Origin of the sequence: Amycolatopsis sp. NPDC051045 (genome assembly GCF_040682955.1) — a bacterium.
In the GTDB taxonomy this organism is placed as follows: Bacteria; Actinomycetota; Actinomycetes; order Mycobacteriales; family Pseudonocardiaceae; genus Amycolatopsis.
Map to the genome: position 1 here is coordinate 520,710 of NZ_JBFBCC010000002.1, position 24,419 is coordinate 545,128.

The following is a 24,419-nucleotide window of genomic DNA, read 5'->3' on the forward strand; positions in this document are numbered from 1 at the left end:
GGATTTCCGATGCTGCTCCGGTTCCCGCTGCCACTCGTGCTGATCCTGGCCGCGTTCTCGCTCGGCGCCGCGCAAGCCGCGCCAGGCGAGAACGCGCCGGCCGCGGCCACGCAAATCCCCTTCGGGTTCACCCTCGGTGACGCCCAGCAGCCGACCACGAGCCACGTGGCCAAGCTCGGTTCCGACATCGTCTTCCCGCCGGGCACCTTCGACGGCTACCTGGGCGGCCTGACCAGCACCGTGCCGATCAGCGGGAAGCTGAACATCCCGCCCGCCGCCGGCTACTTCGTCGCGTTCCGGTTCATGGCCACCACCGGCCGGGTCGAAATCATCCCGGACGGCGACGCCACCGGTACGGCCACCGTGCACACGGGGAAAGACAAGGACTGCAAGGCCACGCAAACGAACATCTGCGCCGACACGGACGTGACCGCGAAGGTGTTCATCAAGCTCTCGGACGCCAAAGTGGACGGCAGAGCCCTCGATGTCGGGCCGGACTGCCGGACGGCTCGGCCGGCGGCGGTGAACATCAAGGCGCTGGTGCCGATTTCGCTGCCGGCCCCGCCGGTGAAGGTGACTTCCACCTTCACCACGCCCCCGTTCGCCGGGTGCGTCGGGCACGAGGACGTGAGCCGGTTGCTCACCGGCCTGGTCTCCGGGCCCGGCAACACGTTCGTCTCGAACCTCACGTTGCGCTGCTTCAGCACGGGGTGCAAGCCGGCATGACGACCTTGCTGAGCCAAGCCCCCCGGCGCGCCGCGAACGGCCTGCGCGAGTTCGGCCGGATGTGCGCGCTGGGCCTCGACGTCCTCCTCGCGATGCTCCGCCGCCCGTACCAGGTGCGGGAGTTCGTCCTGCAGTTCTGGTTCATCGCCAGCGTGTCCATCGCGCCGGCGATCCTCGTCTCCATCCCGTTCGGCGCGGTCATCTCGCTGCAGCTCGGCTCGCTCACCAGCCAGATCGGCGCCCAGCAGTTCAACGGCGCGGCGAGCGTGCTGGCCGTCGTGCAGCAGGCGAGCCCGATCGTGACGACGCTGATCATCGCCGGCGCGGGCGGCAGCGCGATCTGCGCCGATCTCGGCGCGCGCAGCATCCGCGAGGAGATCGCCGCGATGGAGGTGCTCGGCGTCTCGCCGATCCACCGGCTGGTCGTGCCGCGCGTGCAGGCGGCGGTCTGCGCGTCCGTGCTGCTGAACGGCCTGGTCAGCGTGGTCGGCGTGCTCGGCGGCTACTTCTTCAACGTGATCGTCCAGGGCGGCACGCCCGGGGCGTACCTGGCCAGCTTCAACGCGCTCGCGCAGCTGCCCGACCTCGTCGTCAGCTCGGTGAAGGCGGTGATCTTCGGCTATCTCGCCGGGGTCGTCGCGGCCTACCGCGGCCTGAACCCGAAGGGCGGTCCCAAGGGCGTCGGCGACGTCGTCAACCAGTCCGTCGTCATCACGTTCCTGCTGCTGTTCTTCGTCAACACCGTGCTCACCGCGCTGTACCTGCAGCTCGTCCCGGCGAAGGGAACCTGAGTGGCGATCCTCGGCAAACCCGGCGACCGGCTGTTCGACCTCGGCGACCAGCTGCTGTTCTACGTCCGCGCGCTCGCGGCCATCCCGCTCGCGGTGACCCGCTACTCCCGCGAAGTGGTGCGGCTGCTGGCTGAGGTGACGTTCGGCAGCGGCGCGCTCGCGGTGATCGGCGGCACGATCGGCGTGATGGTCGGGCTGTGCGTGTTCACCGGCGTCACCGTGGGCCTGCAGGGGTTCAGCGCGCTGAACCAGATCAACATCTCGGCGATGACGGGCTTCCTGACCGCGTACTTCAACACCCGCGAGATCGCGCCGCTGGTCGCCGGGCTCGCGCTTTCGTCCACTGTGGGCAGTGGGTTCACCGCGCAGCTCGGCGCGATGCGGATCTCCGAAGAGATCGACGCGCTCGAGGTGATGGCCGTGCGGAGCATGCCGTACCTGGTCACCACGCGGATCGTGGCCGGGTTCATCGCGATCATCCCGCTGTACGTCATCGGGCTGCTGATCTCCTACCTCGGCTCCCGGCTCACCACGGTTGTCTTCTTCGGACAGTCCGGTGGCACCTACGACCACTACTTCACGCTGTTCCTGCCGCCCGGCGACGTGCTCTGGTCGTTCGGCAAGGTGCTCGTCTTCAGCGTCGGCGTGATCCTGACGCACTGCTTCTACGGCTACCGCGCTTCCGGGGGCCCGGCCGGTGTCGGCGTCGCGGTCGGCCGGGCCGTGCGGACGTCGATCGTGCTGATCAGCGTGCTCGACCTGTTCCTGTCCCTGGCCATCTGGGGCGCGACGACCACGGTGAAGGTGTCCGGATGAGCCGGTTGTCCACGCAGCTCGCCGGGGTCGCGTTCCTCGGCGTGCTCGTCCTGCTCGGCCGGCTCGCGGTGGCGATCTACGACAAGGACTTCGACGACTCCGAGATCGTGACGCTCCAGGCCGATCGCGTCGGCAACCAGCTCGCACCGACCGCGGAGGTCAAGGTCAAGGGGGTCCCGTTCGGCGAAGTGCGGGCGGTGCGCAGCACGCGCACGGGCGCCGAGATCGACCTCGCCCTCGACCCGGCGAAGATCGGACGGCTGCCCGGCAACGTCTCCGCGCGGCTGCTGCCGAAGACGGTGTTCGGCGAGCGGTACGTCAACCTCGTGCTGCCCGGCAGTCCACGAGGGACGTTGCGGGGCGGAGCCGTGATCACCCAGGACCACTCCACCAACGCCATCGAGCTGGAACGCGTCCTCGGCGACCTGCTGCCGCTGCTGCGCGCGGTCCAGCCGCAGAACCTGAACAGCTCCCTCGGCGCGATCTCCCAGGCCCTCGACAACCGCGGCAAGCCGCTGGGCGACAGCATCGTCCGGCTGCAGGACCTCCTGGCCCAGGTGAACCCGCTGATGCCGCAGTTCAAGGCCGACGTCACCGGGCTGGCGAACGCCGCCGACGTCTACACCGGCGCCGCGCCGGACATCCTGCAGGCGCTGACCGACCTGTCGACCACCGCGAAGACCGTTGTGGACACCCGCGCCGACCTCGACCAGCTCTACACCAGCGTCACCGGCGCGACCGGGCACCTGAACGAGTTCCTGCGGACGAACAAGGACAACATCATCGGCGTCGCCGCCGCGAGCCGCTCCTCGCTGGAACTGCTGTCGCGGTACTCGCCGGAGTTCCCGTGCCTGTTCGACGCGGTCACCCGCCTCAAGCCGCTGATGGAGAAGGCCCTCGGCCAGGGCACGAACGAGCCGGGTCTGCACGTGACGCTCACCGTGCAGGATCCGCGCGAGAAGTACGCCCCCGGCCGGGACACCCCGCGGTTCGACGCCACCGGCGGGCCGAAGTGCTACGGCGGCGGCGCGGCGGCCCCGGGAGCGACCGACGGCGACCTCGGCCCGGCGAACTCGCCCGGCGAGCGGCAGCTCGTCGCCGAGCTCCTGAAGCCGGCGCTGGGTGCCGTGCCGGACTGGAGCAGCGTCCTCGTCGGACCGGCGCTGCGCGGGACGGAGGTGACCGTCCGATGAGGAGCGTCGCAGGACCCGCCGTCAAGGGCCTGGTCTTCTTCCTGGTCACCGCGGCCGCGACGGCCGTGCTCGCGGTCACGATCGCCAACTCCGGGGTGGGGGCGACGATCGGGTACACGGCCCGGTTCACCGACGCGACCTCGGTCAACCCCGGCGACGAAGTCCGCATGGCCGGGGTCCGGATCGGCCAGGTCGACTCGGTGCGGGTCGTCGAACACCGCCTCGCCGACGTCGGGTTCTCCGTCGGCCGCACGCACCGGCTCACCGCGTCGGCCTCGGTCACCATCCGCTACCGGAACCTGGTCGGGCAGCGGTACCTCTCGGTCGACCCCGGCGCCACCGACACGGCACCGACGCTGGCCGAAGGCGCCGAAATCCCGCTCGACCGGACCAAACCGGCGCTCGACCTCACCGCGTTGTTCAACGGCTTCAAGCCGCTCTTCCAGGCGCTGTCGCCGAACGACGTCAACCAGCTGTCGTTCGAAATCATCCAGGTCCTGCAGGGGGAGGGCAGCACGATCGACAGCCTGCTGCGGCACACCGCGTCGCTGACCTCGACGCTGGCCGGGAAGGACGCCCTGATCGGCCAGGTGATCGGCAACCTCAACACCGTGCTCGACACGCTGAACGCCCAGGGCGACCAGTTCGACACGCTCGTCGACACGACCGCCCAGCTGGTCAGTGGCCTCGCCGCGGACGCGAAACCGATCGGGCAGGCCATCGGCGGCCTCGGCGAGCTGACCACCGCGACCGCCGGCCTGCTCGAACAGGGCCGCCGTCCGCTCAAGGACAGCATCACCGCGCTCGGCGACCTCTCGAAGAACCTGGCCGACAACACGCCGGTGTTCCGGCAGTTCATCGACAACCTGCCGAAGAAGCTCGACCGGATCGGCACGCTGTTCTCCTACGGCTCGTGGGCGAACTTCTACCTGTGCGCGGTGGAGACCGACGCGAGACCGGCACCGGGCGGCCCGCCACCGGGCATTCCCGTCACGGCTGCGAGGTGCCGGTGAAACCCCCACGCATCAAGCCGTTCCGCAGCCGCAACCCGATCGCCGTCGGCGCGGTGACGGCCCTGGTCATGACGCTGATCGGCAGCGCCACCTTCTTCTCCGACGACCTGCCGTTCCTCGGCGGCGGCACCACCTACAAGGCCGAGTTCCACGAGGCCGCCGGGCTCAAGCCGAACGACGAGGTCCGCGTGGCCGGGGTGAAGGTCGGCGAGGTCACCGACGTGCGGCTGGCCGGCGACCACGTCGAGGTGCTGTTCCGGGTCCGCGACACCTGGGTGGGCAACCGGACCACGGCGGCGATCAAGATCAAGACGCTGCTGGGCCAGAAGAACCTCGTGCTGGACCCGGTCGGCAACGGCGAACTGGACCCGGCCCAGCCGATCCCGGCCGAGCGCACGAGCTCGCCCTACGACGTCACCGCCGTCTTCAACGACCTGGCGAGCACGGTCGGGGCGATCGACACCGACCAGCTCGCGCAGGCGTTCCGGGTGCTGTCCGACACGCTCGGCGCGTCGGCACCGCAGGACGTCAAGACCGCGTTCACCGGCGTGGCCGCGCTGTCGCAAACGCTTGCTTCGCGCGACGAAGAGCTGGTCAAGCTGTTCCGGAACACCAACCGGATCACGAAGACGCTCGGCGAGCGCAGCGGCCAGATCGAGGCGCTCATCCGCGACGGCAACACGCTGCTCACCGAGCTCAACGCCCGCAAGGACGCGATCGCGCAGCTGTTCGGCGGCATCAAGAACCTCTCGATCCAGCTGCGCGGGCTGGTCGCGGAGAACCAGAAGACCCTCGGCCCGGCGCTCGACCAGCTCGACCGCGTGGCCACTGTCCTGCAGCAGAACCAGGGCAAGCTCGAGGACAGCCTGCGCCTGGCCGGGCCGTTCTACCGGCTGCTCGGCAACGCCGTCGGCAACGGCCGGTGGATCGACACCTACATCTGCGGGCTGATCCCCACCGGCGGCACGCCGGGCAGCTGCTCACCGCCGAAGAACGGGGGACGCTGATGGCGCACCAGCTCATCGACCTGGGAACGCGCGCGAAACGCCGCTCGCGGCTGCGGGCTCTGGCGTGGGGAGTGGTGCTCGCCTTGCTGGTCACGACCGCCTGGCCGGTGCTGGCCCGGCCCGGCGAGCGCACGCTGATCGCGTACTTCACCGCCACCGTCGGCATCTACCCGAACTCCGACGTCCGCGTCCTCGGCGTCGCCATCGGGTCGGTGTCCGCAGTGGAGCCGAACGGCACCGACGTCAAGGTGACCATGACGCTGAAGCCGGACGTCCAGCTGCCCGCGGACCCCGGCGCCGTCGTCATCACGCCGAGCCTGGTCGCCGACCGGTACGTCCAGCTCACGCCCGTCTACCACGGCGGGCCACAGCTGGCGGACGGCGCTTCGATCCCCCGGGAGCGCACCGCGACCCCGGTCGAGGTCGACGACCTGCTGCACAGCCTCAACCAGCTGATGGCGGCGCTCGGGCCGCAGGGCGCCAACAAGGACGGCGCGGTGAGCGACGTCCTGACCCGGTCCGCGGACTACCTGAACGGCACCGGGCAGACCATCGGCCAGGCGATCAAGAACCTCGGCGAGTTCGCCCGCACCGCGAGCGACTCGAAGGACGACTTGTTCACCTCCGTCGACAACATCAGCAAGTTCACCGCGATGCTTGCGGCCAACGACGGCCAGGTCAAGCAGGCCATCTCGCAGATCGCGTCGCTGAGCGAGGTGCTGGCCGACCAGCGCGACCAGTTCTCCGGCGCGCTGACCGAGCTGACCCAGGCGCTGAGCGTCGTGCAGGGGTTCCTCAAGGACAACCGCGGCAAAGTCCAGTCCGATGTGGACAAGCTGGCCGACGTGACGAAGGTGCTCGTGAACCAGAAGAACTCCCTCGCCGAGGCGCTCGACGCGGCCCCGAACGCCCTGACGAACCTGCTCCAGGCCTACGACCAGGCGAACGGGACCATCGACGGCCGCGGCAACCTCCTCGAGTTCGCGGAGCCGAAATGAAGTCCCCGGTCAAGCTGGCCGCGGTGGTGGCCATCGCACTGGTCACGACCGGCTGCGGAGGCGGGGTGAGCGTCTACGACATCCCGCTGCCCGGGGGCGCCGCGCTCGGCGACCACCCGATCCACGTGACCGCGAGCTTCACGAACGTGCTGGACCTGGTGCCGCAGTCGGGGGTCAAGGTCAACGACGTCCCGGTCGGCCAGGTCGTCAAGGTCGAGCTGGCCCCGGACGGGCACAGCGCCTTCGTCGACCTGCTGCTCAACGGCGACGTCGACCTGCCGGGCAACGCCGTGGCGCGGCTGCGGCAGGCGAGCATCCTCGGCGAGAAGTTCGTCGAGCTCGCGCCCCCGGACGACGCGACGCCGTCGGGCAAGCTCCTCGACGGCGCCGCCATCCCCCTGGATCGCTCGACCCTGACGCCGGAGATCGAGGAAGTCTTCGGAGCGCTGTCGCTGCTGCTCAACGGCGGCGGCGTGGCCCAGGTCCAGAACATCAGCCACCAGCTCAACGACGCACTCGGCGGCAAGGAGACCGCGGCCCGCGAGCTCCTGTCCAACCTGGACACCTTCGTGCAGGGCCTCGACGAGCACAAGAACGAGATCACGCGGGCCATCGAGAGCGTCGACAAGCTGGCGGCGACGCTGAACGCGCACACCGACCAGATCACCACGACGCTCAACGGCCTGACCCCCGGCATCGGCGTCCTCAACCAGCAGCGGGAGGCACTGGTCGGGATGCTCAAGTCCCTGGACGGCCTGACTTCGGTCGCCGTCGACACGGTGAACCGGAGCAAGGACGACCTGGTCGCCGACCTGAAAGCCCTCGAACCGCTGCTGCGGCGGCTGGCCGACTCCGGGGACAAGCTCCCGAAGGTGATGGAGATGATCTTCACCTTCCCGTTCCCGGACGCGGCCCTGGACACCATCCGCGGCGACTACCTCAACGGCTTCCTCAAGGCGGGCCACTGATGCTGACCCGGTTCGTGCGCGCCCAGGTGACGATCTTCGTGGTCATCGCCGTCCTCGGTGTCGCCTACGTCGGGGCCACTTACGCGGGACTCGACAAGGTCTTCTTCGACCGCGGCTACACGGTCAGGGCGCAGTTCCCGACCGGCGGCGGCATCTTCACCAACGCCGAAGTCACCTACCGCGGCGTGCCGATCGGCCGCGTCGGCGAACTGAGGCTCACGCCGGCCGGGATGGAAGCCGACCTCGAGATCGACGCCGGCACCGCACCGGTCCCGGCCGACACCGAAGCCGTCGTCGCGGATCGGTCGGCCGTCGGCGAACAGTACGTCGACCTGCGGCCGCGCACCGACGGCGGCCCGAAGCTGCAGGACGGCTCGATGATCAGCCAGGCCGACACGAAGATCCCGCTGCCGGTGGACGTCGTCTTGTCGACAGTGGACTCCTTCGCCGCATCGGTGCCGAAGCCCGCGCTGCGCACGGTCGTCGACGAGCTGTACAACGCAACGTCCGACGCCGGCCCGGCCCTGGACCAGCTGATCGGCCGGGGCATCGAATTCGTGCAGGCGGCGAGCGCGCACGTCGCACCGCTGACCCGGTTCGTCACCGACGCGCACACGGTGCTCGACACGCAGGTGCAGCAGGCCGCCGCGATCCGCAGCTTCGGTGCGAACGCGAAGCTGCTGGCGTCGACCTTGAAGCAGTCGGACGGCGATCTGCGCACGCTGATCCCGGCGGTGCCCGCCGCTGCGAACGAGGTCAGCGCGCTGCTCCGCGACGCCGGCCCGAACCTGGGCGTGCTGCTGGCCAACCTGCTGACCACCGCGGACGTCCTGGAAACCCGCCAGGACGGGATCCGCCAGCTGCTGATCACCGCGCCGCAGGCGGTCGCCGCGGGCCGCGCGATCGTGCGGCCGGACGGCGTCCACATCGGGCTGTCACTGACGTTTTTCGACCCACCGCCGTGCACCACCGGGTACACGACGCCGTACCGCAATGGCCTCGACACCTCGGTCCGCCCGTTGAACACGGCCGCGCGCTGTGCGCTGCCGAAGGGCGACCCGACGAGCGTCCGGGGCTCGCAGAACGCACCGGGAGGACGGCCGTGAGGATCTTGGCGTCGCTGGCCCCGGCGGTCGCGGTGTGCGCGACCGCGGTGGCCGGGTGGTCCGGTTTCACCTGGTGGCAGGCGTCGCACGACGACGGCGTCGCGCGCGCGGTCGTCCGGGAAGAGGCGCTGCGGGCGGGCCGGACGGCGGTCGCCGGACTGACCACTTCGGACTACCGGCAGGCCGCACCGGGGTACCAGCACTGGCTCGACCTCTCCGGCGGCGCGCTGCACGACGAACTGGCGCAGGACCGGCCGGGCAGCCTCGACCGGATCGCCCAGGCCAAGACCGTCACCACCGGGAAGGTGACCGACGCCGCGGTGACCGAAGTGGACACCGGCGCGGGGACGGCGAAGCTGATCGCGTCCGTCGAGCTGGTCGTCACGCCGGACGGCGGGGACACGGTGACCAAGCGCAACCGGTTCCAGGCCGACCTGACCCGCGGGCCGGACGGCTGGCGCGTCACCGGGCTCGGCCAGGTTCCCGTGGGGGAGGCACCATGACGGTTCCGACGAAGAAGCGAGCGGTGAAGGTCGCGGGACGGCACCACGAGCCGGAACCGGCGCCTCCCACGCCGGTGCCGGTTGCCGGGCCGCGTCGCCGCCGGATTTGGCCGGTGTTCGTCGCCGTCGCCGTCGTGATGTCCGGGCTCGCCGGGTGGTTCACCCTCGAAGGGCGGAGCACGAACGCCGTCGCCGCGCACAACAGCGCGCTTTCCGATGTCGCCGGCACCGCGGACGCGGCCAAGCAGATCAGCGCCGCGCTCGGCACGGTCTTCTCCTACCGCTACGACGACCCGGCCAAGAGCGAACGGGCGGCCAAGGACGTCCTCACGGGACCCGCCCTATCGCAGTACGAACAGCTCTTCGGGCAGGTCCGCCAGCTGGCCGCCGACCAGCGGCTCGTGGTCACCTCCACCGCCGTCGCGTCCGGGGTGAAGCTCCTGGACGGCGACCGCGCGGCGTTGCTGGTGTTCCTCGACCAGACCGGCACCAGAGGCGACGGGCAGCGCAGCACCGGCGCCGCCCAGCTGAGCGTCACGGCCGAGCGCGTCGCCGGGAAGTGGCGCGTCACCGGGATGTCCGCCGCCTGAGAATGCGCGAGGAACCCATGTTCACGATCCTTTCGACAATCCTGGCCCGCCGCGCCGCGGTGGCGAGTCAGGCGGCGGCGCCGACCTGGCCTGGCACTCGGGCGGAGAGCTTGACCGGGGCCGACCCGGCCCGCCGGGCCGTTGCCGTCGCCGTCGCGCGCCGGGAGCAGTACCTCGCCGGGGACGGCCCGTGGTGACCGGGCCGGCGGAGCGGGCGCTGTCGCCGGGCGTCCCGTTCGCCACCTCGTCGTTCGAGGTGACCTGGCCCGAGGTGCCGCTGCCGCCGGTTCCGCCGGGGCGGCCGGGCGCGTGGCTGCTGCTCACCGACGAGCACCCGGCCGCGCTCGGCCGGGCCGTCGCGCTGGCCCTGGGGCTGGCCGCGGCGGGGGGCGACGCGCTTTCGCTGCCGCGCGACGACCTCGACGAGCTGCCGGGGTTCCTGGCCGAACGGCCGGTGCGCGGCGTCGTCTTCCTCACCGGGTCGCCGTACGCCTACCACGACCCGGAGGCCGCGCAGGAGCTGTTGCTCTCGGTGCTCTCGGTGGTCGGCCGCCTCGGTCCCGGCGTCCGGTTCCACCTGCTCACGCAGTCGGGCGGCGAACCGGGGCTGGCGTTCCTGCGCGGGCTGGTGCGGGTGCTGGCCGTCGAACGCCCGCAGCTGCGCGCGAGCGTGGTCGACTTCGACGCCCGGTCCGATGTGGACGTCCTGGTCCGCGAGCTGCGGTCGGCCGCGCCGGACGACGAAGTGCGCTGGCGCCACGACGTCCGGTACGCGGCCCGGCTGGCCCGCGTGCCGTTCGACGGCGCGGTGCCGGGCGGGCCCGGCGCGTACGTGCTCACGGGCGACCTCGGGCCGGCGACCGCGCGGTGGCTGGCGGACACGGGAGCCACGAGGATCGTTCTTTGCGGACGTCACGACGTCGGACGGCCCGGTGCGGACGTCGTGGTGGTCCCCGGGGACATCGCCGAGCCCGGCGTCGCGGAGCGGCTGGTCGCGGCCGCCACGGCCGATGGCCTGCCGCTGCGGGGAATGGTGCACGCGGCGGGCGTGCTCTCGTCCGGCTGGCGGCGCGGGGTCCTGGGCGCGCGACGGCTGCACGAGGCCACCGCGGACACCTCGCCGGACTGGTGGCTGCTGTGTTCGTCGCCCACGGCGTTGTTCGGCGCACCGGGCGGGACGGCCCGCGCCACGGCGGACGCCTGGCTGGAGGCGTTCGCCGCCTGGCGCCGCTCCCGCGGACTCCCCGCAACCATCATCCGGGTCGGCCCGGCCCACCTCCCCAAGCTCCCCCGCCCCTACTTCTCGGCCCTCTGACACGGCTGGGGGAGGGTGGCACGGAGGGCGAGGATCATCTCGAAGCGGTCGTCCGGGGTGCGGAGGTGGTCCGCGAACAGGGTCTCCAGTTCCTGGGCCCGGGCGCGGACCGTCTGCGGGTGGATCGCGAGGCGGTCGGCGACCTCGCGGACGTTGCCGCACGTCTCCAGCCACGCGAGCAGCGTGGGGGCCAGGCGGTTGTACTGCTTCGGGGTCAACGCCGTCAGCGGCGCCAGCCGGCGCCGGGACACCTCCGTGACCAGGAACGGCTCCTTGCGCAGCCACAGCGTCGCGAGGTGGTCTTCGCACCAGGTCAGCGGTTCGTCCGGGAGGGCTTCCGCCGTCACCAGCCGCAGCGCCTCCTGGGCCGTCGTCAGTGACCCGCCCGCCTGGCGCGGCGGCACCGGTGGGCCGACCGCCGCCCGGTGCCCGGCCAGGGCCGCGGCCAGCGCGGACCGGTCCGCGGGTGCGGGCAGCAGCAGCCGCGGGGTCCCGTCTTCGAGGTCCGCCAGCGCGTCCGGCCAGGCCACGTCGGCGGGCCCGTCGAGGGCCACCGCGACGAGCCGGTGCGGCAACGGCCACTCCGCCGCCGTCGCGGCTTCCTGCACCATCCGGGACGGTGACGGCGGATCCGCCAGCAGCAGGTCCAGCAGCCGGCGTCGCCGCCGTTCCAGCGCGCCCGCCGCCCGAGCCTGTGCCGCCGCGTGCCCTTCGATCGACAGCGCGGACAGCTCGTCGATGTAGGCGAAGATCGCCTCGGCCAGCAGGCACAGCGTCGCCGACGGCACGCCGGCCCGCGTCCCGGCCTCCGCCATCCGCCGCCAGGTCACCCGCGCGCCGACCCGGTAGGCGGCCTGCAGGACGTCGAGGTTGCGGCCCTGCGCGAGCTCGTGCACGCCGAGCCCGACGAACACCTTCCGGCGCTCGTCCGGCAGCGGGCCGGACGCGGCGATCCGGTCGACGAACTGCAGGATCGCCGCCTGGACGCCGGTCCGCAGCGCCTTGCCGAACGGACCGTCGAGGGGCCGCGCGTAGTCCGGGATGGTCCGCTGGATCTCGCGCAGCACTTCGTCGGCGACGTCCAGCAGCCGCGGCCGGAACACGGCGGCCAGCTCGCGGGGGAGCATGGCCCACAGCTGTCCCGGCCGGCCGTCACCGCCGAGCATCGGCCCGAAGTTCGTTTCGACGGGCGGTCCCGTCATCGCCCACCCCATCGTGGAAAGAGGGATCAGGAACCGAGGAGAGCCTCCGCGCGCAGCGCGATCTCCATGTCGAGCCGGTCGTCGGCGTTGTCGAGCCGGTCACCGAACAGATCGATCAGCTGGTGCATGCGGTACCGCACGGTCTGTGGGTGCACCTTCAGCTTCTTCGCGATCTCGGGCGCGCTGCCGCGGGACTGCAGCCAGATCAGCAGCGTCTCGCCGAGCCGCGCCCGCTGCTTCGGCGTGAGCTCCTTGAACGGCTCCAGGCTGCGCGCGCACAGTTCGCGGACCAGGAACTCGTCGGCGAGCAGCCACAGCGTGGACAGGTGGTCGATGCAGCGCGTCACCGGTGTGTCCGGCAGCACGCCACGCTGAAGGAGCTTCAACGTGCGTCGCGCCCAGAGCAGTGACCGCGGCGCGTCGGTGAGCCGCACGGTCGGGCCGATCACCGCCCGCCAGCCCGGCAGCCGCTCGGCGAGGTTCTTCAGGTGCTTCTCCGGGTTGCCGGTGACCAGGCACGGCTCGCCGCCCTCGAGGTCGACGAGGACGTCGGAGTGCAGGTCCGGCGCGGCAAGACTGTGCTGATCGGCGCGCGGTTCGAGCGCGACGACCGTGACCTCGGCCGGCAGCGGCCACTGCGCCGTGGCGGCCTGCGCGGTGATGGTTTGCGGTGCGGACGGCGGGTCGGCGAGCAGCAGTTCCAGCAGTCGCCTCCGGCGGCGGGCGCGGGTGCCTGCCGCGCGCGTCTGCGCCGCCGTGTACCCCTCGATCGACAGCGCGGAGATCTCGTCGACGTAGGCGAAGATGGCCTCGGCGCTCGTACACAACGTGTCCGCCGCGACGCCGGCGCCCTGCCCGAACTCGCTGATGTGCCGCCACGCGACCCGCCCGCCGACCCGGTAGGCGGTCTGCAGGCAGTCCAGGCTGCGGCCCTCGTTGAACTCGATCTTGCCGAGGTTGCGGAACACGGTCGTCCACGTTTCGAGCGGCTCGGCACCGGGGGTGCCGATGCTGTCGATGCACTGGATGATCGACTGCCGGACACCCTGCGTGATGATGTGCCCGAACGCGCCTTCCAGCGGCCGGCGGTACTCGGGCACCGCCCGCTGGACCTCCTGCAGGATGGCGCGGGCGAGCGGGTCGACCCGCGGCTTGAAGCGGATCGCCAGCTCGCGGGGCAGCGACGCCCACAGCCCGATCGCGCCGGAAGCGCGTCCGTGCCGGGGATCCGCCGGGGTGCGCGGGGCGGGTGGGTAGGCGGTCCGGGGCCGGTCGGCCGACACGGACTGCTGCCGGTAGGCCGGTCCGGGAGTGCGCTCGCCGGGGTTCGACCGGCCGGCCCGAAGGGCGGCGGCGGCGAATCCGGTGTCCACGTCGGTCATGTTTTATCCTTGCTGGCAACAAAATCGGCCTCGTCGGCGGAGGCGCCGATCCGGTTTTTGTGGCTCAGGCAACATAATTTCGCACGAACGGCACTGTCAACGGATTCTCCGCTGACTTTGCGGTAACCCGTCCGGACTACACCCGATCGGGTGGAACGCAGCGAGGGAGCGTGACACTTCCCGCACGCAGGAATGGTGCGCGCATGACAACTTTTCGACGGACCGATTCTGGCGGTGTCACAGCTGCGGTGTCGCGGCGTCGGTCAGCCGCGTGACGACGTCGTCGAGCGTCAGCCGCGCGGGCGCGGTCCCCGTGACGAACTCGTTCAGCAGTGCGCAGAACCGATCCGGGGCGGCCACGTGCGGAAAGTGTTTCACGTTTTCCAGCACCGTCAAGCGGCTGTCCGGCAGCAGTGCGGCCGTCCGGTGGCCGTGCGCCACCGGGATGAGCGGGTCGCGCGCGCCCCAGACGAGCAGCATCGGCACCGCTTCGGCCAGGTAGAGCTTGTCCACGGCGCTCGCGCGCTGGCCCCGCAGGTCGATCAGGCTGCGCGCGATGAACAGGAACGCGCGCCGCCGCGCGGGGTCGGCCAGCGAGCCGAAATGCCGGACCAGTTCCCGGGTTTCGGGCTTGAGCGAGCCGCCGAGCCGCCGTCCGAGACGCGCTGTGGCCCGGGTGAGCGTGAGCGTCACCCGGTTGACGGCCAAGGCCATTGTGGCCGGTGCACCCGGCAGGGCCGCGGCGCGCAGCACCGGGCTCACCTCCCGCCCGAGGCCGGCGCTGCCCACCAGCACCAGCCGGTCGCACATTTCCGGGAACTGGTAGGCGAACTGCAGCGCGATGCCCCCGCCGAGCGAGTGGCCGACGACGGTCGCGTGCCGCACACCGGACACCGCCGGCACGTCCCGCACGGTGCTCGCCATCGCGCCGAGGCCGTAATCCGCGCGGGGTGCTTCGGATGCACCGTGGCCGGGCAGATCGGGCGCCGGCACGCGGCGGCCGAGCGCGGCGCACCGTTCCAGCACCGGTGCCCAGGTTTCGGCGCTGCCCGCGATCCCGTGCAGCAGCACGATCGCTTCGTCGCCGGCACCCGCGGGCGGCACGTGCTCGTGCAGCCGGATTCGCCGGCCGTGGAGAGTGAGGGTCTTGACGGTCATCGGCGGCCTTTCTCGCGGGGATCCGAAAATAGGGCATCCGGGCGCTCCGGGCGGCTGCGGTGAACGCCACCACGGCGGAATCCACGACGCCCGTGACAAGAACGGCGGGAGAAAGACGGCCCTTCATGCGGGTTTTCCGGCGTCGCCGGAAATGCGTATCGACATTCCGGCGGTGCGCGGTAATCCTCGAAGGCATGGTCGCAATGATGCACCGGACGCGCTGATGTCCTGCCGCGCAAGTTTCCATTTCGTGCACCAGGGGCCGCCCCGCCGCCGGCCGGGGCGCCGACCGTGGCGGCGCCTGCTGCCGATGCCGATGAGCAGGCTGACCCGCTGTCCCCGACCGTGCTGTGACCGAGCGCCCCGAGGTGGCCTCGGTTGCGGCTGACGCACCGAAGGCCACCTTGGGCGCTCGGGGGCGTGCGGGTCGGTCAGGCCTCCGGCGGCCGGTGCGCACGCATCAGCCGCTGCGCTCGCAAGGCCAGCTGCATGCCCAGGCGGTCGTCGGCGTCCTTGAGGCGGTCGCCGAACAGCTCCTCCAGCTGGCGCAAGCGATTGCGGACCGTCTGGGGGTGGACGCCCAGGCGCTGCGCGATCTCCGGCGCGCCACCCCGCGTTTCCAGCCAGGCCAGCAGGGTTTCGCTCAGCCGTTCGCGCTGCTTCTCGCTGAGCGAAGCGAACGGGTCGAGGCTCTGCCGGGCCAGCTCGGCCGCCAGGAAGTCCTCGGCGAGCAGCCAGAGCGTGGCCAGGTGGTCGCGGCACCAGATGATCGGGCCGGGGACGTCCGGCCCGGACAGCAGCAGGGCCCGGCGCGCGGTGCGCAGCGCTGCCGGGGCGTCGGCCAGTGGCACCGTCGGGGACACCGCCGCCCGCCAGCCGTCGAGCTTGGGCGCCAGCGGGGCCAGGTCGGCGTCCGGGTCGCCGGTCAGCAGGTACGGCTCCGGGCCGTCGAGGTCGGCCAGGACGCCGTCGCCGAGCAGGTCGGCCGGGAAGTCCGCGGCGTCGGGGGCGCGTTCGAGGGCGACCATCGCGGCGGTTTCCGGTAACGGCCACCCCGCGCCGCCGGCCAGTTCGGCGATGCTGCTCGGGGTGCCCTCCGGGGCTCCGGCGATCAGCTCCAGGAGACGCCGCCGCCGGACCGGGACGGCGCCCTCGGCCTCGGCCTGCGCCTGCTGGTAGCCCTCGATCGCCGTTGCGCACAGCTCGTCGACGTAGGCGAAGATGGCCTCCGCGGCGACCGAGATGACGGCCGGATCGACCCCGGCGGCGACCACCGCGGGGTGCATCGCCCGCCAGGCGACCCGGGCCCCGGTCGTGGCCGTGTCCTGCAGCGCGTCGAGGTTGCGGTCCTCGGTGAACTCCATCCGGCCGCGCTCGCGGTAGAACTCGATCCAGCGCTCGTGCGACAGCCCCGGCTCGCCCATCGAATCGATGCAGTGCCGCACCGCGTACTCGACGCTCCTCACCAGCACCTTGCCGAACACGCCCTTGAGCGGCCGGCCGTAGGCCGGGACCGTGCGCTGCACCTCCTGGATCATCGAGGCCGCCGCGTGCCCGATGTGCGGGCGCAGGCCCGCGCCCAGTGCGCGCGGCAGCGAGGCCAGCAGGCGGAAGCTGCGGTACTCGACCACCGATCCCCCTTCGAGTGCAGTGTGCGCCGAGCGTATCCGACACACGTGTCACTGAAGAATCAACGACCGGAACCCGGAAAGGGTGACGCGCATACGTCCTTTTGACACGGACGGGTGCGCGTTCTACGCTCCGTGTCAGATGGCGGGGTGCAATTCTGAGCCCCCAATTCCCCAGTGGAGGACCGAATTCCCCATGCGCGGTTCCCCGGCTCCGGACGGTTCCGTGTGGTCCCGGCTGCCGCACGAGCTGGGGGACGCGGTGCGCCCGCGGATCCCGGAGATCGCCCGCGCCTGCATCGACGCGATCGCCGCCGAAATTCCGGATTATTCCGGGAAGTTCGGGCACGGCCCCGGGCGCGCCACCGCGATCGAGCAGGCGCGGCGCGGGATCGAGCGGGACGTCGACCGCGTCGGCACGCCCGCGATGTGGCAGGCCGACCGGCTGGCCGAGTTCCGCGGCCACGGGCGCGACGCGTTCCACAATGGCCTCAGCCGCGAAGCCGTGCAGGCGGCCGTGCGCGTGTCGAGCCGGGTCACCTGGCGGTGGATCGCCGACATCGCGCGGGAAGCGGGCCTGTCCGGTGACGTCCTCTACGGCGCCGCCGAGGGGATGTTCGCCGACGTCGAGACGTCGATGGCGGCCGTCGCGGAGGGCTACAGCGCCGCGGAGGCTGCGGTGTCCGGCACCGGCGAACGGCACCGCCGCCTGCTGCGGGCCCTGCTCGGCAGGCGGACTGGAACATTCAAAACTGAACCATCGAAAGATGTGGAAGGTCTGGCCGCCGCGTCCGGGCTGCCGGTGCCCGAGCGGGTCGCGGCGGTGGCGTTCCGCGCGCTGCCCGGTGCGCCGGAGTTCCCGCCCGGGCTGCTGCCGGAGCACGTCCCGGCCGACCCGGCCGGCGACCCGCCGGCGGCGCTCACCGCGGCCCCGGACGTCGACCTCGCCGGCCTCGCCGGGCTGCCGCCGGGGTGGACGGCCGCCGTCGGGCCGCTGGTGCCGCCGGCCGAGGCACCCGAGTCGTTCCGGATCGCCCGCCGCGCCGCCGACCTGGCCGCGCGTGGCCTCCTCGACGCGCCGGGCCCGGTGATCTGGTGCCGCGACCACGTGACGATGCTCCTGCTGCTCGCGGACGAGTTCCTGGTCGCGCAGCTGGCGTCGACGACGCTGGAGCCGCTGGCCGGACTGTCCGGGCGCCGCCGCGAGCAGCTGGCCGAGACGCTGCTGGCGCTGGTCCGGACCCGCGGGAGCGCCCCCGAGCTGGGCCGCCTGCTCGACCTGCACCCGCAGACGGTCCGGGCCCGCCTCAAGAAGCTGGCCGAGTTGTTCGGGGAGCGCTTGGACGACCCTGGCGAACGGCTGCGGCTGGAGCTGGCGCTGCTGGCCGAGCGGGCCCTTCCGGACCGCGGCTGACCGGACTGGTTCGCACCTGGAGCCGGCGCCGGAGCCGCCCCTAAGCTGCCCGGCATGACCGGACTACTCACCGAGCGGCTGTGGCAGGCCTGCGGCAACGCCGTCGCGATGTGGACCACCTTGGCCCGCGCCCGTGGCGACGACGTGCTCGAACACCCGGCCTTCACCGTGATCGACGGGCGCCGCTACCGGATAATGCTGCGGACCGGCGACCCGGGCGAGAGCGCCACGCGAGAGCTGACCGAACTCGCCCGCGCGAAAAAGGCCGAAGGCCGGACCGTCGTTGTCGAAGACCCCTTCCGGGTGCTCGACCTCCGGGCCATCGGGATGACCGCGGGGCAGCTCCCGGTCATGGTCCGCGAACCGGCTCCCGCGCCGGACCCGCAGGGCGTCGAGCGCGTCCGGGGACCCGAAATGCTGGCCGTCGCCGAAGACCGGATCGTGCACGGCTTCCCGCTGGAGGAATACCAGCCCCTCGAACCCGCGAAACTCTTCCCGCCGTCGTGGCCGGCCGAACCGGGGCCGGCGTTCTTCCTGCACGGCGAAGGCGGGGCCTGTCTCACCATGGACCACAGCGGCGTCGGCGGCGTCTACTGGGTCACCACCCTGCCGGAACACCGCTCGAAGGGCGTCGGGCGCGAGCTGATGCACGCCGTCCTACGGCACTTCGAGGACCGCCCCGTCACGCTGACCGCCTCCCGCTCCGGCCGTCGGCTCTACGACAAACTGGGGTTCACCAGCCTGGGTGATGCGAACTGGTGGCGTTGACGGGAACACCCACCGCCCGCGACAGCAGGTACGCGACCGCCGTCGAGACGATCGTGGCGATCGCGAGGGCCGTCACCGGCTTCTCACGGCACACGGTGAGCTTCAGGCTGTAGTCGCCCAGTAGGGTGACCCCGTACGCCGCCGAGCCGACGACGGCGAAGCGGAGCAGCTCTCGCGGCTCGGGCATGGTTCCTCCAGGTGACGCCGACAGGTGGAGGTTTTCGATGGCACGCACGGGCGGTGAGGGCGAACTCCCCTCGGTCGCCGAATTGGTGAACCTTTCGCAGACGAAGCCGCTGATCATCCGCGGCGAACTCGACGCGAAGCTCGCCGAAGAGCCGGCCACCGGACCCGAGCCCGCCCTCGACCCCCTGGCCGTGCTCGATGCCGCGCTGGCGGCGGGCGAGCCCGCCGGAGACGGACGCCCGCAGGAGGCCCCGCCCGCCGACCGGTCCCGCCGCGCGAAGCCGTACATCCTCGCCGCCGGCGCGGCCGTGGGGCTCGGGCTGGCCGCCGTCGTGCTGCTCCAGCCGCAGCAGGTGGGTGGGACGGCTGTCCCGCCGCCCGGGGCGCCCGCCCCGGTCGCGCCGCCGCCGACCTCGAGCGAAGCGGTGGAGACCATGAGCGCCTCCGCAGCCGCCCCGCCGCTCACCGCCGAAGTGCGGCACTCCCCGGTCGAGACCACCAGCGCGCCGGCCGCCGCGGGACGCAAACCCGCGCACTCGGAGCCGACGGCCGGGTCGACGCCACCGGAGGACCAGTGGCGCGAGTACGTCAGCTCGGTGATCAGCTCGTGGCAGCAGCACCCCCGCGACGGCCGTAACCGCTGATCAGCAGGTCGACGTCGCCGGTTTTCCGGCGATCCGGTCCGTCACGAAGGCCAGGACGTCGGCGTTGCCCGTGTAGACCAGCGTGATGTGGTCGGTGTCGTAGGTCTTCCACGTCTCCTGGACCCCGGCCGCGCAGTACGCCTGGTGCAGGCTGTCGGCCTGCGCGAACTGCACCAGCTGGTCGCCGGTCGCGTGGTAGAGGAACACCGGCACCCGGGGCGCGGTCCCACCGAGCTTGTTCTCGTTCAGCCGGGCCACCCACGCCGGCTTGAGGTAGCCCGGGCCGGTCGTGTAGTCCGCGATCTTCTGGTTCGCGTACGTGGTGAGCAGCTCGAACGTGCACGCGCTCTGCTGCATCTCGGCCAGCTTCGCGCGGCCGTTGCCGTTGAGGAACGAGTCCAGCTGCAGTTCGGGGTAGGCCTGGTCGAGGCCGAGCAGCGCGTAGGCGAACACGCCGAAGCCGAACTTGCCGTCGAGCTGCAGCGTCACCTGGACGAGGTCGGCCGGCACCCCGCCGGCCGCGATGCCGACGAGGTTCAGCTCCGGCGCGTACGCCGGCTGCAGCTCGCCCGCCCACGCCGCGGCGCCACCGCCCTGGGAATACCCGCGGAAGACGACCTTCGCCGTCGAGGACAGGCCGGCCGCGCCGAGCCGCTGGGCCGCGCGGACCGAGTCGATCACCGCGGGGCCTTCGGAGCGGCCCACGACGTAGGTCGTCTTCGGCGTCGTCCGGTAGCCCTCGTAATCCGGGACGGCGACGGCGTACCCCGCGTCGAGCAGGTCGTCGAGGCCCGGCTGCTCGTAGAAGGCGCCGATGTCGATCATCGCCGACGGCGTGCAGGTGAACGCCGGGCCGTGCGTGCCCGGGGCGAACGCGACGATCGGCGCCGTCGCGCGGTCGGCGTTCTTCGGCACCAGCACGGTGCCGGTGACCGCGTCCGGTTGCCCGAGCGCGTTCGTGGACAGGTACATCACCTGCCACGCGTCGACCGACGCCCGGCGCGGGCCGGCGTTCGACGGCCGCCACCGGAGCACGTCACCCGGCCGGCCCGCGGGCAGCGGCGACGGCGGGGTGTAGAACGAGTCGTCGAAGGGCCCGGTCCCGCCGGGCGGGGGCGCGGCGGCGGCCGCGGGGGCGACCGCCGTGGTGAGGACCACCGCCACCAGCGCGGCGAGCACGCGGCGGGCGGTCACGAGCCGGTCCCGTAGACGCGCTTGCAGGTCGCGGACTCGCTGAAGGCCAGGTTCAGCTCCGGGTTGGCCTTGAGGTCCTTGATCGGGCCCTCCGGGTCGGCCAGCTTGCCCATCGTCGCGTCGGCTTCGGCGATGACCTGGCGCAGGCTGGCCTGGTCGGTCACCTTCGCCTGCTCCATCCGGGTCTTCGTCTCGGCCAGCCGGGACCTGGTCTCGGCGAGGTTGGCGGTAGCTTTGTCCACAACGGACTGTCCATCCGGAACGGGTGGGACGCCGGCCGCGCGGATCCCGCTCGCCATGTCCTCGAGTGCGGCACCGAGGCGGCCCAGGAAGCCGACCATCGCGTCCCGGGTCTTCGCCGGGTCGGCGTCGTCGACGGCGGGCGGCTGGGCGAGCTTCGCCGAGCCCGCGGCCACGCCGGTGCACACCTTGTCGACCCAGGCGAGCGCCGCGGGGTCGGCGTGGCGGCCCGGGTCGGGTGGGGTGTCCGAAGCGCACGCGGCGCACGAGAGAAGCGCGGCCGCCGACATCGCCAGCACCGCGCTGTGCATTCTTTTCATGGGTTTCGAAGCTACGCGTCGCGATCGCGCACGAGCAAGGATAGAATAGTCGGTTGGCACGCGCGTCTACATTTAGGAGCGCGGTTTTGTTACGCGTGTCAGCGGTTCGGTGATGCTGCTGTGCTGGGGAAACCTCCCGGTCCTGCTAGGAATCCGGCACGGCTGGCGTCCCGGGGTGACAATTTGCCGGGCACGTGTGACCTTTTTTCGTGAAGTCCTTGATCCGTGCCGGTTCCGCTCGTTAGCTTACCGTTCGGTAGCGATTTCCGGGCGGTGTCATTCCCAGGGAACGCGCCGCCGTTTCGTATCACTGTTGATACACGGAAGGACCATCGTGAGTCACCCAAGAGGCAAGAAGAAGACGGTTGCGGCCACCGCGGCCGCGGGTGCGGTGGGGCTCGTCGCCACCGCTCTCCTCGTCGGGGCGCAGACCAGCGCCGCCGGCCCGATCTCGCTGACGCTGAACTACCACTGCACCCTTCCGCTGGTGGGGTCGCAGTCGTTGAAGGTGGTGATCAACACCGACCTGCCGACCACGGTGAACACCGGGCAGCCGACCGGCGCCTTCGACATCAAGGCCGTGTCCACCATCAACGCGGACACCGTCGCCGGCCTCAGCCTGATCGGGGCCACGACGATCGAGGGCACCGCGACCGCCGCCGCGACCGTCGCGGCGCCGAGCCTCAACCTGCCGGTCAACGTCCCGATCACGCTGGACAAGACGAACATCCCGGCGTCGGGTGAGCTGGCCATCAACGCGTCCGGCAAGACGCCGTCGCTGACGTTCACCCAAGCCGGCCAGGCGAAAATCACCGTGGGCGACCTCAACCTCAAGGTCACCCCGCGCAAGGCCGACGGCTCGGTCACCGGCATCACGCCGGACGGCACGATCGACGCGCCCTGCACCCAGGACGCGGGCCAGAACAACACCTTGGCCACGATCACCATCAACGGCGGTGGCGGGACGACGACCCCGCCGGTCACCACGCCGCCGGTCACGACGCCGCCGACGACCACCCCGCCGGTGACGACCCCGCCCACGACCACGCCGCCGGGCGGGGGCATCAAGTACTCCTTCGGCATCACCGGGCAGACCACGCTGAAGTCGCTCGGCAGCACCGCGCCGATCACCGGCTCGTTCGACGCCGACGTCAACCTGTCGGCCAAGACGTTCACCGGGAACCTGCAGCTGAACCCGACGCACACCGACTTCAAGCTGCTCGGCTTCCTGCAGGGCAGCTCGGACGTCAAGGTCGTGCAGAACGGCCCGCAGACCGGTGAGCTGGTGGGCACCGGCTTCAAGGCGCACATCAAGTTCGACACGTTCCTCACCACGGTCAACCTGTTCGGCATCCCGATCAGCACCGACCCGAAGTGCGGCACGGTCAGCCCCTCGACCAGCGAAATGACCACCGGCCCCGGCTTCGACCTGCTCAAGGGCGGCACGCTGTCGGGTACCTACTCGCTGTCCGCGCTGCAGAACTGCGGTCCGCTCAACGACATCGTCAGCGCCTTCGCCAAGAGCGACGGCAACTCGCTGGAACTGACCCTCGCCAAGAAGTGACTCGAACTGCCGGCCCCCGTCGCGCCGCGGCGGGGGCCGGTGCCATGCCCCACCGGAAGGGAGAGCCCGTGCCGAACGCCCGGTCGTTGCTCGCGGCGGGCCTCGCCTGCCTCACCGCGCTCGCCGTCGCCGCGCCCGCGCCCGCGGCGGCGTCGACGCCGATCGACGAGAAGCTCAGCTTCACCTGCCCGTTCCCACTGATCGGCAAGCAGCGGCTGGACGTGGAGATCAAGGCGTCGTTCGAGGTCCCGGCGGCACCGGGCGGCACGTTCACCACGTCGGACCTCGCGGTCTCGGTGACCGTGCCGGACAAGTCCACCCGCGGCCTGGCCCTGGTCGGCGCGGCGAGCATCGAAGGGACGGCGTCCGCAGGGGTGACGCTGGCCAACGGCTCGCTGACGTTGCCGCTGAGCCTGCCGCTGAAGGTGGCGAAGACGGCGGTACCGGCTTCGGGGCCGTTCACCACGCCCGCGTCCGGCTCGGTGCCGCCGGTCCGGCTGCCGAACGCCGGCCGGACGACGCTGACGATCGGCGGCTTCAGCACCCGGCTCACGCCGAAGAAGGCCGACGGCTCGTTCACCGGCCTGGGCTCGTTCACCTCGGACTGCACGCTCGACCCGGGCCAGGACCCGGTGCTGCTGAGCTTCGACCTCGGCGGCACGCCGAACCAGTACCGCTACGCCGTGACGGGGTCGACGGCGCTGCGGGCGCTGGGAGCGTCCGCGCCGATCACGGGCTCGTTCGCGGCCGGCCCGGAATTCGCCCCGGCGTTCGACCGGACGAGCGCGGAGTTCAAGGTGCTCGGCTTCGTGCCCGGCCGCGCGGACCTGCAGTTCACCCCGGATGGCCCGCAGACCGGCGAACTCGGCGGCGGTGGTTTCGCCGCGCACTCGACCCTCGCGCTGACCCTGCCGCAGGTGACGCTCTTCGGGCTGCCGGTCGCCGAGGCGGGCTGCCGGGCGAGCGCGCCCATCCCGGTCGACCTGCGGACCGGCAGCGGTTTCGCACTCGCTTCGGGCGGGCCGGTCACCGGGGCGTACGCGATCCCGCCGCTGACCGGCTGCGGCGCGTTCACCGCTTACCTGAGTTCGCTGGTCCAGAGCGAGGGGAACGGCTTCGCGCTGATGTTGACCGCGCGCTGACGCAGGCGCCCGGCACCGCTGAGCGGACCGTCCACCGTGGACGGTCCGCTCAGCGGTGCCGGAACAGCAGCGTGAACCCGGCGCCCGAAAGGACCAGCGCGGCCAGGAAGAACCCGCCGTGCACCGCGTCGCGTGCCACGACGTCCCCGAAGAGCTGCACCACCAGGTCCACGATGCCGAGCGCGCCGATGACCGCCAGCGCCGGACGAGCGCCTCTGACCCCGCGGTACACCCCGTGCACGAGCAGCGCCCAGAGCCCGGCGCAGCCGGCGAACACGAGCACCGCGACCGGCAGCGGGACCGCGCCGGCGATCGCCGGGTGACTGCCCGCCAGGCGGCCGGCCAGCGTCCCGAGGAACCAGCACGCCGTCGCACCCCACCAGGCGAAGGCGGCGGACGGCGCCGGAGACGCGGCCATCCGCGCAGCGTATGCCGGGGGTGCCCGGCTCCGGCACGGTCGTGACCCGAACCGTTACCGACCCGGTGTCACACCGGGGTGCTATAAAGCGCTACCCCAGTGGGACCGGTTCCACGGCCGTAGGCGGCCGTGG

The 24,419-nt window shown here is 71.9% G+C and carries 26 protein-coding genes; 18 read left to right on the forward strand and 8 right to left on the reverse strand.

Annotated features, from left to right (window positions below):
• Positions 1 to 9 precede the first annotated feature (9 nt).
• Genes AB0M80_RS06655 through AB0M80_RS06715 form a run of 13 tightly spaced genes read left to right on the forward strand, consistent with a single transcriptional unit; the run spans position 10 to position 11,026 of the window.
• The gene (locus tag AB0M80_RS06655; RefSeq protein ID WP_364559838.1) at positions 10 to 726 is read left to right on the forward strand and encodes a hypothetical protein; all 717 of its coding nucleotides are present in this window, start codon (positions 10 to 12) and stop codon (positions 724 to 726) included.
• Positions 723 to 1,517, forward strand: a complete 795-nt coding sequence (locus AB0M80_RS06660; protein ID WP_364559840.1) for an ABC transporter permease — start codon at positions 723 to 725, stop codon at positions 1,515 to 1,517. Before AB0M80_RS06655 ends, AB0M80_RS06660 begins: the two co-directional genes overlap by 4 nt.
• Positions 1,518 to 2,333, forward strand: a complete 816-nt coding sequence (locus tag AB0M80_RS06665; RefSeq protein ID WP_364559841.1) for an ABC transporter permease — start codon at positions 1,518 to 1,520, stop codon at positions 2,331 to 2,333.
• Entirely contained in the window at positions 2,330 to 3,526 is a 1,197-nt protein-coding gene (locus tag AB0M80_RS06670; RefSeq protein ID WP_364559842.1) for an MCE family protein, read from the forward strand. The genes AB0M80_RS06665 and AB0M80_RS06670 overlap by 4 nt, the downstream gene beginning before the upstream one ends.
• Complete coding sequence (locus AB0M80_RS06675) at positions 3,523 to 4,539, forward strand: MCE family protein (protein WP_364559843.1); 1,017 nt, start codon at positions 3,523 to 3,525, stop codon at positions 4,537 to 4,539. Before AB0M80_RS06670 ends, AB0M80_RS06675 begins: the two co-directional genes overlap by 4 nt.
• A complete protein-coding gene (locus AB0M80_RS06680) occupies positions 4,536 to 5,546 on the forward strand; it encodes an MCE family protein (RefSeq protein ID WP_364559844.1) in 1,011 nt (336 codons plus the stop codon). Before AB0M80_RS06675 ends, AB0M80_RS06680 begins: the two co-directional genes overlap by 4 nt.
• Positions 5,546 to 6,544, forward strand: coding sequence for an MCE family protein (locus AB0M80_RS06685; protein WP_364559845.1), 999 nt, complete (start codon positions 5,546 to 5,548; stop codon positions 6,542 to 6,544). The genes AB0M80_RS06680 and AB0M80_RS06685 overlap by 1 nt, the downstream gene beginning before the upstream one ends.
• On the forward strand, positions 6,541 to 7,512 hold the full coding sequence (locus tag AB0M80_RS06690) for an MCE family protein (RefSeq protein WP_364559846.1): 972 nt from the start codon (positions 6,541 to 6,543) through the stop codon (positions 7,510 to 7,512). The genes AB0M80_RS06685 and AB0M80_RS06690 overlap by 4 nt, the downstream gene beginning before the upstream one ends.
• On the forward strand, positions 7,512 to 8,618 hold the full coding sequence (locus tag AB0M80_RS06695; protein ID WP_364559847.1) for an MlaD family protein: 1,107 nt from the start codon (positions 7,512 to 7,514) through the stop codon (positions 8,616 to 8,618). Before AB0M80_RS06690 ends, AB0M80_RS06695 begins: the two co-directional genes overlap by 1 nt.
• The gene (locus tag AB0M80_RS06700; RefSeq protein ID WP_364559849.1) at positions 8,615 to 9,121 is read left to right on the forward strand and encodes a hypothetical protein; all 507 of its coding nucleotides are present in this window, start codon (positions 8,615 to 8,617) and stop codon (positions 9,119 to 9,121) included. The genes AB0M80_RS06695 and AB0M80_RS06700 overlap by 4 nt, the downstream gene beginning before the upstream one ends.
• Positions 9,118 to 9,711, forward strand: coding sequence for a hypothetical protein (locus tag AB0M80_RS06705; protein ID WP_364559851.1), 594 nt, complete (start codon positions 9,118 to 9,120; stop codon positions 9,709 to 9,711). Before AB0M80_RS06700 ends, AB0M80_RS06705 begins: the two co-directional genes overlap by 4 nt.
• A 17-nt stretch (positions 9,712 to 9,728) precedes the next feature.
• Positions 9,729 to 9,908, forward strand: coding sequence for a hypothetical protein (locus AB0M80_RS06710; protein WP_364559853.1), 180 nt, complete (start codon positions 9,729 to 9,731; stop codon positions 9,906 to 9,908).
• On the forward strand, positions 9,902 to 11,026 hold the full coding sequence (locus AB0M80_RS06715; RefSeq protein WP_364559854.1) for a KR domain-containing protein: 1,125 nt from the start codon (positions 9,902 to 9,904) through the stop codon (positions 11,024 to 11,026). The genes AB0M80_RS06710 and AB0M80_RS06715 overlap by 7 nt, the downstream gene beginning before the upstream one ends.
• Here the strand turns inward: AB0M80_RS06715 and AB0M80_RS06720 are convergent.
• The 4 genes from AB0M80_RS06720 to AB0M80_RS06735 all read right to left on the reverse strand — a co-directional run bounded on the left by AB0M80_RS06720 (position 11,008) and on the right by AB0M80_RS06735 (position 16,399).
• Complete coding sequence (locus AB0M80_RS06720) at positions 11,008 to 12,228, reverse strand: helix-turn-helix domain-containing protein (protein WP_364559856.1); 1,221 nt, start codon at positions 12,226 to 12,228, stop codon at positions 11,008 to 11,010. The genes AB0M80_RS06715 and AB0M80_RS06720 overlap by 19 nt on opposite strands.
• Before the next feature lie 26 nt (positions 12,229 to 12,254).
• Positions 12,255 to 13,610 carry a helix-turn-helix domain-containing protein gene (locus AB0M80_RS06725; protein WP_364559858.1) on the reverse strand — a complete coding sequence of 452 codons (1,356 nt, stop codon included), beginning with the start codon at positions 13,608 to 13,610 and terminating at the stop codon, positions 12,255 to 12,257.
• Between the two features lie 237 nt (positions 13,611 to 13,847).
• Entirely contained in the window at positions 13,848 to 14,768 is a 921-nt protein-coding gene (locus AB0M80_RS06730; RefSeq protein ID WP_364559860.1) for an alpha/beta fold hydrolase, read from the reverse strand.
• A gap of 431 nt (positions 14,769 to 15,199) precedes the next feature.
• Entirely contained in the window at positions 15,200 to 16,399 is a 1,200-nt protein-coding gene (locus tag AB0M80_RS06735; protein WP_364559862.1) for a helix-turn-helix domain-containing protein, read from the reverse strand.
• 193 nt (positions 16,400 to 16,592) lie between these two features.
• On the opposite strand from AB0M80_RS06735, the gene AB0M80_RS06740 reads away from it, so the two are divergent.
• Together AB0M80_RS06740 and AB0M80_RS06745 are read left to right on the forward strand one after the other, a co-directional pair.
• Positions 16,593 to 17,810, forward strand: a complete 1,218-nt coding sequence (locus AB0M80_RS06740) for a helix-turn-helix domain-containing protein (protein ID WP_364559864.1) — start codon at positions 16,593 to 16,595, stop codon at positions 17,808 to 17,810.
• Positions 17,811 to 17,864: 54 nt separating this feature from the next.
• The gene (locus AB0M80_RS06745; RefSeq protein WP_364559867.1) at positions 17,865 to 18,578 is read left to right on the forward strand and encodes a GNAT family N-acetyltransferase; all 714 of its coding nucleotides are present in this window, start codon (positions 17,865 to 17,867) and stop codon (positions 18,576 to 18,578) included.
• On the opposite strand, the gene AB0M80_RS06750 is transcribed toward AB0M80_RS06745, so the two are convergent.
• On the reverse strand, positions 18,544 to 18,765 hold the full coding sequence (locus AB0M80_RS06750; protein ID WP_364559870.1) for a hypothetical protein: 222 nt from the start codon (positions 18,763 to 18,765) through the stop codon (positions 18,544 to 18,546). The genes AB0M80_RS06745 and AB0M80_RS06750 overlap by 35 nt on opposite strands.
• A gap of 37 nt (positions 18,766 to 18,802) precedes the next feature.
• On the opposite strand from AB0M80_RS06750, the gene AB0M80_RS06755 reads away from it, so the two are divergent.
• Entirely contained in the window at positions 18,803 to 19,408 is a 606-nt protein-coding gene (locus AB0M80_RS06755; RefSeq protein WP_364559872.1) for a hypothetical protein, read from the forward strand.
• On the opposite strand, the gene AB0M80_RS06760 is transcribed toward AB0M80_RS06755, so the two are convergent.
• Positions 19,409 to 20,602 carry a lipase family protein gene (locus AB0M80_RS06760; RefSeq protein WP_364559875.1) on the reverse strand — a complete coding sequence of 398 codons (1,194 nt, stop codon included), beginning with the start codon at positions 20,600 to 20,602 and terminating at the stop codon, positions 19,409 to 19,411. It abuts the gene before it with no gap.
• Complete coding sequence (locus AB0M80_RS06765; protein WP_364559878.1) at positions 20,599 to 21,162, reverse strand: hypothetical protein; 564 nt, start codon at positions 21,160 to 21,162, stop codon at positions 20,599 to 20,601. Before AB0M80_RS06765 ends, AB0M80_RS06760 begins: the two co-directional genes overlap by 4 nt.
• A gap of 334 nt (positions 21,163 to 21,496) precedes the next feature.
• Here AB0M80_RS06765 and AB0M80_RS06770 point away from each other — a divergent pair, with 334 nt between their 5' ends.
• Together AB0M80_RS06770 and AB0M80_RS06775 are read left to right on the forward strand one after the other, a co-directional pair.
• Positions 21,497 to 22,726, forward strand: coding sequence for a DUF6801 domain-containing protein (locus AB0M80_RS06770; protein ID WP_364559881.1), 1,230 nt, complete (start codon positions 21,497 to 21,499; stop codon positions 22,724 to 22,726).
• Positions 22,727 to 22,794: 68 nt separating this feature from the next.
• The gene (locus AB0M80_RS06775) at positions 22,795 to 23,868 is read left to right on the forward strand and encodes a DUF6801 domain-containing protein (protein WP_364559884.1); all 1,074 of its coding nucleotides are present in this window, start codon (positions 22,795 to 22,797) and stop codon (positions 23,866 to 23,868) included.
• Positions 23,869 to 23,917: 49 nt separating this feature from the next.
• Here AB0M80_RS06775 and AB0M80_RS06780 read toward each other — a convergent pair whose 3' ends face one another.
• The gene (locus AB0M80_RS06780; RefSeq protein ID WP_364559887.1) at positions 23,918 to 24,286 is read right to left on the reverse strand and encodes a hypothetical protein; all 369 of its coding nucleotides are present in this window, start codon (positions 24,284 to 24,286) and stop codon (positions 23,918 to 23,920) included.
• Between the last annotated feature and the right edge of the window lie 133 nt (positions 24,287 to 24,419).

Coding starts and splice junctions, on each gene's coding strand:
- AB0M80_RS06730 (WP_364559860.1), bottom strand. CDS start 14,768: ATGACCGTCAAGACCCTCACTCTCCACGGCCGGCGAATCCGGCTGCAC.
- AB0M80_RS06765 (WP_364559878.1), bottom strand. CDS start 21,162: ATGAAAAGAATGCACAGCGCGGTGCTGGCGATGTCGGCGGCCGCGCTT.
- AB0M80_RS06720 (WP_364559856.1), bottom strand. CDS start 12,228: ATGACGGGACCGCCCGTCGAAACGAACTTCGGGCCGATGCTCGGCGGT.
- AB0M80_RS06750 (WP_364559870.1), bottom strand. CDS start 18,765: ATGCCCGAGCCGCGAGAGCTGCTCCGCTTCGCCGTCGTCGGCTCGGCG.
- AB0M80_RS06670 (WP_364559842.1), top strand. CDS start 2,330: ATGAGCCGGTTGTCCACGCAGCTCGCCGGGGTCGCGTTCCTCGGCGTG.
- AB0M80_RS06710 (WP_364559853.1), top strand. CDS start 9,729: ATGTTCACGATCCTTTCGACAATCCTGGCCCGCCGCGCCGCGGTGGCG.
- AB0M80_RS06725 (WP_364559858.1), bottom strand. CDS start 13,610: ATGACCGACGTGGACACCGGATTCGCCGCCGCCGCCCTTCGGGCCGGC.
- AB0M80_RS06740 (WP_364559864.1), top strand. CDS start 16,593: ATGCGCGGTTCCCCGGCTCCGGACGGTTCCGTGTGGTCCCGGCTGCCG.
- AB0M80_RS06660 (WP_364559840.1), top strand. CDS start 723: ATGACGACCTTGCTGAGCCAAGCCCCCCGGCGCGCCGCGAACGGCCTG.
- AB0M80_RS06745 (WP_364559867.1), top strand. CDS start 17,865: ATGACCGGACTACTCACCGAGCGGCTGTGGCAGGCCTGCGGCAACGCC.
- AB0M80_RS06690 (WP_364559846.1), top strand. CDS start 6,541: ATGAAGTCCCCGGTCAAGCTGGCCGCGGTGGTGGCCATCGCACTGGTC.
- AB0M80_RS06705 (WP_364559851.1), top strand. CDS start 9,118: ATGACGGTTCCGACGAAGAAGCGAGCGGTGAAGGTCGCGGGACGGCAC.
- AB0M80_RS06655 (WP_364559838.1), top strand. CDS start 10: ATGCTGCTCCGGTTCCCGCTGCCACTCGTGCTGATCCTGGCCGCGTTC.
- AB0M80_RS06755 (WP_364559872.1), top strand. CDS start 18,803: ATGGCACGCACGGGCGGTGAGGGCGAACTCCCCTCGGTCGCCGAATTG.
- AB0M80_RS06780 (WP_364559887.1), bottom strand. CDS start 24,286: ATGGCCGCGTCTCCGGCGCCGTCCGCCGCCTTCGCCTGGTGGGGTGCG.
- AB0M80_RS06675 (WP_364559843.1), top strand. CDS start 3,523: ATGAGGAGCGTCGCAGGACCCGCCGTCAAGGGCCTGGTCTTCTTCCTG.
- AB0M80_RS06685 (WP_364559845.1), top strand. CDS start 5,546: ATGGCGCACCAGCTCATCGACCTGGGAACGCGCGCGAAACGCCGCTCG.
- AB0M80_RS06695 (WP_364559847.1), top strand. CDS start 7,512: ATGCTGACCCGGTTCGTGCGCGCCCAGGTGACGATCTTCGTGGTCATC.